The sequence below is a fragment of the Pseudomonas sp. A25(2017) genome, from assembly GCF_002001065.1.
Lineage (GTDB): Bacteria > Pseudomonadota > Gammaproteobacteria > Pseudomonadales > Pseudomonadaceae > Aquipseudomonas > Aquipseudomonas kilonensis.
On sequence record NZ_MUOA01000125.1, the window covers coordinates 1 to 6,815 of the forward strand.

General features: G+C 60.9%; 8 protein-coding genes, 1 rRNA gene and 1 pseudogene. 4 read left to right on the forward strand and 6 right to left on the reverse strand.

Translation table 11 applies throughout. The features are described from left to right. A 5S ribosomal RNA gene (gene rrf, locus B0E42_RS28280) occupies positions 1-100 on the forward strand; the annotation flags it as partial. A 119-nt stretch (positions 101-219) separates the two neighbouring features. Here the strand turns inward: rrf and B0E42_RS28285 are convergent. Beyond that, positions 220-621: a lysozyme inhibitor LprI family protein gene (locus B0E42_RS28285; RefSeq protein WP_018609421.1), complete on the reverse strand. Its 402-nt coding sequence runs from the start codon at positions 619-621 to the stop codon at positions 220-222. Between the two features lie 142 nt (positions 622-763). On the opposite strand from B0E42_RS28285, the gene B0E42_RS28290 reads away from it, so the two are divergent. Then, on the forward strand, positions 764-1,222 hold the full coding sequence (locus B0E42_RS28290; RefSeq protein ID WP_018609420.1) for an SRPBCC family protein: 459 nt from the start codon (positions 764-766) through the stop codon (positions 1,220-1,222). 465 nt (positions 1,223-1,687) lie between these two features. Here the strand turns inward: B0E42_RS28290 and B0E42_RS28295 are convergent, their stop codons facing one another. Further along, complete coding sequence (locus B0E42_RS28295) at positions 1,688-2,065, reverse strand: hypothetical protein (protein ID WP_053189551.1); 378 nt, start codon at positions 2,063-2,065, stop codon at positions 1,688-1,690. Positions 2,066-2,243: 178 nt separating this feature from the next. Beyond that, positions 2,244-3,191 carry an AraC family transcriptional regulator gene (locus tag B0E42_RS28300; protein WP_018609418.1) on the reverse strand — a complete coding sequence of 316 codons (948 nt, stop codon included), beginning with the start codon at positions 3,189-3,191 and terminating at the stop codon, positions 2,244-2,246. A gap of 201 nt (positions 3,192-3,392) precedes the next feature. Here B0E42_RS28300 and B0E42_RS28305 point away from each other — a divergent pair, with 201 nt between their 5' ends. Then, positions 3,393-4,130, forward strand: a complete 738-nt coding sequence (locus B0E42_RS28305) for an SDR family oxidoreductase (RefSeq protein WP_077508636.1) — start codon at positions 3,393-3,395, stop codon at positions 4,128-4,130. A 225-nt stretch (positions 4,131-4,355) separates the two neighbouring features. Here the strand turns inward: B0E42_RS28305 and inhA are convergent, their stop codons facing one another. After that, positions 4,356-5,042 (reverse strand): isonitrile hydratase, encoded by a 687-nt coding sequence (gene inhA, locus B0E42_RS28310; RefSeq protein WP_053189549.1) that lies wholly within the window; start codon positions 5,040-5,042, stop codon positions 4,356-4,358. Positions 5,043-5,141: 99 nt separating this feature from the next. On the opposite strand from inhA, the gene B0E42_RS28315 reads away from it, so the two are divergent. Beyond that, on the forward strand, positions 5,142-6,134 hold the full coding sequence (locus tag B0E42_RS28315; RefSeq protein WP_053180765.1) for a GlxA family transcriptional regulator: 993 nt from the start codon (positions 5,142-5,144) through the stop codon (positions 6,132-6,134). On the opposite strand, the pseudogene B0E42_RS30925 reads toward B0E42_RS28315, so the two are convergent. Next, a pseudogene (locus tag B0E42_RS30925) lies at positions 6,103-6,261 on the reverse strand (alpha/beta hydrolase); the annotation flags it as partial. The gene B0E42_RS28315 and the pseudogene B0E42_RS30925 overlap by 32 nt on opposite strands. A 15-nt stretch (positions 6,262-6,276) precedes the next feature. Continuing rightward, a complete protein-coding gene (locus tag B0E42_RS28320; RefSeq protein WP_018609413.1) occupies positions 6,277-6,654 on the reverse strand; it encodes a hypothetical protein in 378 nt (125 codons plus the stop codon). Between the last annotated feature and the right edge of the window lie 161 nt (positions 6,655-6,815).

Here is a 6,815-nt window from a genome sequence, read left to right on the forward strand (position 1 = left end):
CATTGGAACCACCTGATCCCATCCCGAACTCAGCAGTGAAACGATGCATCGCCGATGGTAGTGTGGGGTTTCCCCATGTGAGAGTAGGTCATCGTCAAGATTAAATTCCGAAACCCCTATCTGCTGACGCAGGTAGGGGTTTTGTTTTTGCCTGCAATAAAAAGCTTTGGCCAAAAAAAGGATGACCTGTAGAGGTCATCCTTTTTTGCATCCAGGCCCTTAAGCCTCGGGTACTGGGCAGCTCAGATCCCCTTCCTTGCACTTGAGATAGGTCTTGAATGCCTCGACCCGGGCTTTAGTCTGGGCGGTGATGCAATTGCTGTAGATCAGCGGATAGACGCTACCGCCCTCGACCCCGGAGGCGGAGAAATTGCATTCGGCATCACGGAAACCTATCCAGGCACGCTGCGCCTTGACCAGCATCTGCTTGGCCTCCGGGTTGTCCTTCAGGCGTGCTGTGATCTGCTTGTACAAGCTGTTCAGCTCGTTGTCGGCGGCCTTGTTTTCTTTGGCTGCGCATTGGTTCATTTCGCCTTGAGTGGTGGCGTCGGCGCAGTCGTCGGCCTGGGCAACAGTGACGAAAAGCAGCGGCATCAGGGCCAGAAGCAAGCGCGGGGACATGTTTGGTCTCTCCTTGAGGGGGGTGAAAACGCCGGGTGAGTTTACATTGCTCCATGCAGTTTTAAAGAAGGCGGTCCTGATACAACTTTCTGGTTGGCCTTGTGGTCTTACAAGCCTACTGTTGAAACACAGGAGGTGACCCATGCATTCATCCGACCGCATTGAAAGAAAGATCCTGCTCAAGGCTCCGCGCTCTCATGTCTGGCGAGCCCTGGCCAATGCCGAAGCTTTCGGCCAATGGTTCGGTGTCGCCCTTGAGGGGAAACGGTTTGTGGCAGGGGAGCGTACCCAAGGGCAAATCACTTACCCAGGTTACGAACACCTCATCTGGGACGTAGCGGTGGAGCGGGTGGAGCCCGAGCGGGTCTTCTCGTTTCGCTGGCACCCGTACGCTGTCGAGCCGCAGACGGATTATTCCCAAGAGTCCGAAACCCGGGTGCAATTCGAACTCGAAGACATGGACGGCGGCACCTTACTCAAAGTCGTGGAGTCAGGTTTCAACAAAATTCCTGAAGCTCGCCGGCTCAAGGCTTTTCGCATGGACAGTCGTGGCTGGGACGAGCAGATGGCCAACATTGAAGCGTTCCTGAACAAGTCTTGAGCTTGGCCGGCGGATGGGGCTAAGGGGTTTCGGAAGGGTAGGTATAGCGAATGTCTTACATGAAATGGTAGCTATGTCGTCTATTTCATTTTGGATCCGAGGCGTAATCTGGACTCATCCACTGAAGCACAGGAAGTGCTCAGGATCAGGGACGATCGACCATGCAAGGATTGGCTATCGACAGGGAGTCGTAATGGTCTTGGAAAAACCCGCTTCGGCGGGTTTTTTTTCGCCCGTTAAAAAGTCAGGAAAGCGCCCTATAGCGAAACGCTTACACACCGTTGCTGCTTTGTCGTCTTTTTCCACAATACCGATGGGCCTAATCTATGTTCATCCACTGGGTACAGGGAGTGCTCGGGGTCATGGATGATTGGACCAGGCATGGAATGCCGGACAGGGAGTCAAATTGGTCCTCAAAAAACCCGCCTAGGCGGGTTTTTTTTCGTCTGTGAAAAAGTGGCCTGATCATGCCAGGCGCCGGGTCATGGTGCGGTCGGAGCCATCGGCAGCCAAGGTCTGGCCTCCCGGCGTCCGGTCCGCACCATCAGCAGCGAGAGTCTGACCCCCAGGCGTCCGGTCCGCGCCATCGGCAGCGAGAGTCTGGCCCCCAGGCGTCCGGTCCGCGCCATCGGCAGCGAGAGTCTGACCTCCAGGCGTCCGGTCGGCACCATCGGCAGCCAAGGTCTGCCCTCCCGGCGTCCGATCCGTACCATCAGCGGCCACTGGCTGCTGGTAATCGCCAGCCTGGGTAAAGAAACGGTCTTGTTGCTGGCTCGGCAGGGCAAACGCACTGACGCTCAGGGCGAAGGTGGTAACGGCGATCAAGGTGTTGAACGTTTTCATGGTAAAGACTCCGGTCATATCAAGGGTTGAGTGCCGGGTCGTTCAGATGTCGTGATCTGCTGAACCCGTTGCAGCGGCGACGGTTGTCTTTGCTGCATGGGTTCAGATTAGGGGCGAGGCGGGGCGGGCGTTAGACGGATACTGTCCTGGTTTTGCCTGATCCTGTTTGTGTGCAGGATCAGGCGCTACTGGCTTGCAGTGCCTGGGCACGCAAACGAGCGATGTCCTTGCTCGGGGAGGCGCCAAATAGACGGCTGTATTCACGGCTGAACTGCGAAGGGCTTTCATACCCCATCTTGTAGCCAATTGACGAAACGTCGCTGTTCTCTGCCAGCAGCAACCGTCGAGCTTCCTGCAAGCGCAGTTGTTTCTGGTATTGCAGCGGGCTCATGGCGGTCACGGCTTTGAAGCGGTGATGCAGCGCCGAAGGGCTGAGATTGATCATTTGTGCCAGGCTGTCGATGCTCAGCGGTTCGGCGTAATGGGTATTGAGCCACTCGATGGCACGGCTGATGCGATGGGTCTGGGTGTCGGGAATGGCGATTTCGTGCAAGCGCTGGCCTTGGGTACCACGCAGCAGCCGGTAGAAAATCTCCTGTTGGGCCAACGGCGCGAGGGTGGCGATATCGTCCGGGCTGTCCAACAGCCGCAACAAGCGCAACAGCGCGTCGAGTAATGGCGTATCGATACGGTCCAGGAACAACCCGCGTCCGGTTCTTTCGGCCGGCACGCCGATAGGGCTGGCGTCGGCAATCAGGCGGCAGATCTGAGCCGGGTCGATATCGAGGCGGATGCACAGGTAGGGGTGCTCCGGGCTGGCTTCAATCACCTGGCCGGCCAGCGGCAGGGTCACCGAGACGACCAGATAATTGAGTGGGTCATACACGTAGCATTCGTCCGCCAGGCGCACTTCCTTGCGTCCCTCGATAATCACGCATAAACCAGGCTTGTGCACGGTGTGCAGGGCTTCGGTCGGCTGGTCGCTACGGATCAGGTGCAAGGCCTCGATGGCCGTAGGGTGGACGCCGTATTCCGGCGCAAAGCGCTTCATCAGGCTCGCCAGTTCGGCGCGGCGCTGGCTGACGCCGTCGTCTGGCGCAATGTGGATGGACGTGGATACCGACATGCCGATCAATCTCCCAGGCCAAATTGAGTGGACCGCGCTAGTAAAGCCGATTGCGCGGCTGTCGGCCAGAGTCGGTTTTATCGCCACAGGATCGTGCAAGTGCGCAGGAGGATCCGGCTAACCCAGGCCGTGGTCGGTTCCCTAATCTGGACCTGTCAAAACGCTCCCACCGGGGCAACACATCCAGACGAGGGAACCATCATGTCCGATATTCAAAACAAAGTAGTGGTCATCACCGGCGCCAGCAGCGGGATTGGTGAAGCGGCGGCGCGGTTGCTTGCGGCTCGCGGTGCCCGTGTCGTGCTTGGCGCCCGGCGCATCGATCGTCTGCAAACACTGGTGCAGGAACTCGAAACCATCGGCCAGCAGGCGGTCTGCAAAGCGGTGGACGTGACCCGCCGCGAGGATGTCCAGCAGTTGATCGACTTTGCTGTCGAGCGATTCGGTCGGGTCGACGTGATCATCAACAATGCCGGGGTCATGCCGCTCTCCAAGCTCGAGGCGCTGAAAGTCGAGGAGTGGGACCGCATGATCGACGTCAACATCCGTGGCGTGCTCCACGGCATCGCCGCCGGCCTGCCGCTGATGCAGCGCCAGCGCAGCGGCCAGTTCATCAACATCGCGTCCATCGGTGCCTACGCCGTCAGCCCGACGGCCGCCGTGTATTGCGCCACCAAGTTTGCCGTGCGGGCGATTTCCGAGGGTTTGCGCCAGGAAGTCGGGGGTGATGTACGGGTGACGGTGATTTCCCCTGGCGTGACCGAATCGGAACTGGCCGAGAGCATTTCCGATGAAGGTGGCCGTGCCGAAATGCGCGAGTTCCGCAGGATCTCCATTCCCGCCGAAGCCATCGCCCGGGCAATCGCCTACGCCATCGAACAACCAGCGGATGTGGACGTCAGCGAACTGATCGTGCGGCCCACTGCCAGCCCGTTTTGAATCGAGTTGACCCGACAGGAGAACCCTCATGAGCGAGTGGTATCGCCATGAGGGAAACCTGAGCTCTGTGGCGGGCCCTGCTGTGTGGGAGCAAGGCTTGCCCGCGATAGAGGCGATGCGGTCTTTCCAGAAACAGAGGCGCCTGTTTCGCGAGCAAGCTTTGCTCCCACAGATGAGCTCAGTTCCCACAGCCCAGCCCAGCTATGCCTGGCTGGGGGCTTATCGCTACACCCGCTCCAACCGCGCCGCAGCACGCTGGGTGATCTGCGAGCGCACCCGGAACGACTCGGCCGCACGCCGCTGGGCTTCTTCCAGCACGCGCGTTGGTGCGGTGTCCGGGCTGCCGGCGTTGAACGGCGGGGCAGGGGCGTATTCGAGCTGCAGCTGGACCAGTTCGGCGGTGTCCTGGTCGAACAGTTCGGCCGCCAGGGTCAAGGCAAAATCGATCCCGGCCGTGATGCCGCCACCGGTGAGCAGGTTGCCATCGCGGACCACGCGATCCTTGACCGGTGTCGCGCCCAAGGTTTGCAGCAGGCTGTGATAGGCCCAATGGGTGGTGGCGCGTTTGCCTTGCAACAGGCCCGCCGCACCAAGCACCAGCGAACCAGTGCACACGGACGTGATGTATTTCGCCTCGGCGGCCTGCCGCTTGATGAAGGCCAGCGTCTGCTCGTCTTCCATCAGGGGGCCGACGCCGGTCCCGCCGGGAACGCAGATCACGTCGAGCTTCGGGCAGTCCTCGAACGTGGTAGTGGGCAGCAACACCAGCCCGGTGCTGGCAGTGACCGGCGCCAGGTCCTTCCAGATCAGGTGGACCTTCACGTCTGGCAACGAGGCCAGTACGTCATAAGGGCCGGTCAGGTCCAACTGCTGGACTTGGGGGAATAACAGCAAACCGATCTGCAGCGTCATGTCGCGTGCTCCTTTGGATGATGCCCGAGGGGTGGACGGTTTTACTTTAGATCCGTAGGCTCTGGCGTATACGCCAATAAACCCACGAATCACGCCAATATGCCCAAGCCACCGAAAACCGTTCATGTGCTGGCCTTCGCCAACGTGCAAGTGCTGGATGTCACCGGGCCTTTGCAGGTGTTTGCCTCGGCCAACGACCTGGCTCGCCAGCAAGGCCTGCCGTTGCCCTACACGCCCACGGTCATCGCTGTGGGTGGTGGGGCGGTGATGTCCTCGGCAGGGTTGGCGCTGTTAGCCGAGCCGCTGCCGAGTGAAGGCAGCGACACGCTGTTGATCGCCGGTGGCTGGGGCGTGTACGAAGCGGCGAAGAATCCGGCACTGGTGGCCTGGGTCAAGGAGCACGGCCGGCGTTCGCGACGGGTGGCGTCGGTGTGCACCGGGGCGTTCCTGCTGGCCGCCAGCGGTTGGCTGGACGGGCGGCGTGTGGTGACGCACTGGACCCGCTGCGAACAACTGGCCGAGCAGCATCCGCAGTTGCGGGTCGAACCCAACCCGATTTTCATCAACGACGGTCCGGTCTGGACCTCGGCTGGGGTCACGGCCGGTATCGACCTGGCCTTGGCGCTGGTGGAGGAGGACCTGGGCCGCGCGGTGGCGCTGGAAGTCGCCCGGCAGCTGGTGGTGTTCCTCAAGCGTCCCGGTGGGCAATCACAGTTCAGCGTGACGTTGTCGCTGCAAAAGCAGGGCAGTCGGTTTGATGACCTGCATGCCTGGATCGCCGAAAACCTCACCCGCGACCTGGGCCTGTCGAGCCTGGCCGCCGAGGTCGGTATGAGCGAACGCAGCTTTGTGCGGCACTACCGCGCCGACACCGGCCAGACCCCGGCGCGGGCGGTGGAGTTGATTCGCGTGGAAACCGCTCGCCGCCTGTTGTCCGACACCGCTGTGTCGATCAAACGGGTGGCGGTGCAATGTGGCTTCGGTAGTGAGGAAACCTTGCGCCGCAGCTTTTTGCGGGCCATGGGAGTGACGCCACAGGCCTATCGCGAGCGCTTCGCCGTCAGCCCTCAAGCAGATCCAGCAATGCCTTGAGCGTGGCCTCGGGGGCTTCCTGTGGGATGTTGTGGTCGACACCCGCCAGCACGCGGCGCTCATAGAGCCCCGTGAAGTGCTCGACGTCTTCATCGTGTGCCGGCGCAGGCCCCACACCGTCGTCGGCGTCGTGCCGTTGCGGTCAGGCGGGTTCCTGGTTCACGTATTTGGCCCGATCCGGCGTGAACGTCACGATCATGTTCGTGCTGGAGCAGGTCAGGGTGCGCTCCTGGGTCAAGTCGATGTCCAGGTCTTCACCGCGCAGGCCCTGCCATTGGGCGAGGTACTTGAGACAGCCGAATTTTTCGTTTTTCTTCAGGCTGCGGCTGACGCCACCTTTCCACCCCAGTACCGGCAACTCACCGGCCAGGCAGCGTTGCGCCAGTTCGGGAAACTTCACCGCGCGGTCGCGGCCGATTTCCCAGCATTTGATCAGGCCCCGGTCCTGGCCCTCCCAGAGGTCTTCGCGGGTCAGGCCTCTTCGGGGTGGGGTGGTGATGGGGCGTTTGATATGGGTCATGTCAGGTCCTTGAGTCGGGTTTTTATCGGGCAGCTCCGCTGCACCCGTGAGAGCAACGATCTTAGGAGGGGTTTGGGGGGCTGGCAACTCGAAACGGGACGTCACTAGTTTTTGTGGCGAGGGGATTTATCCCCGTTGGGCTGCGAAGCAGCCCCCTAAAC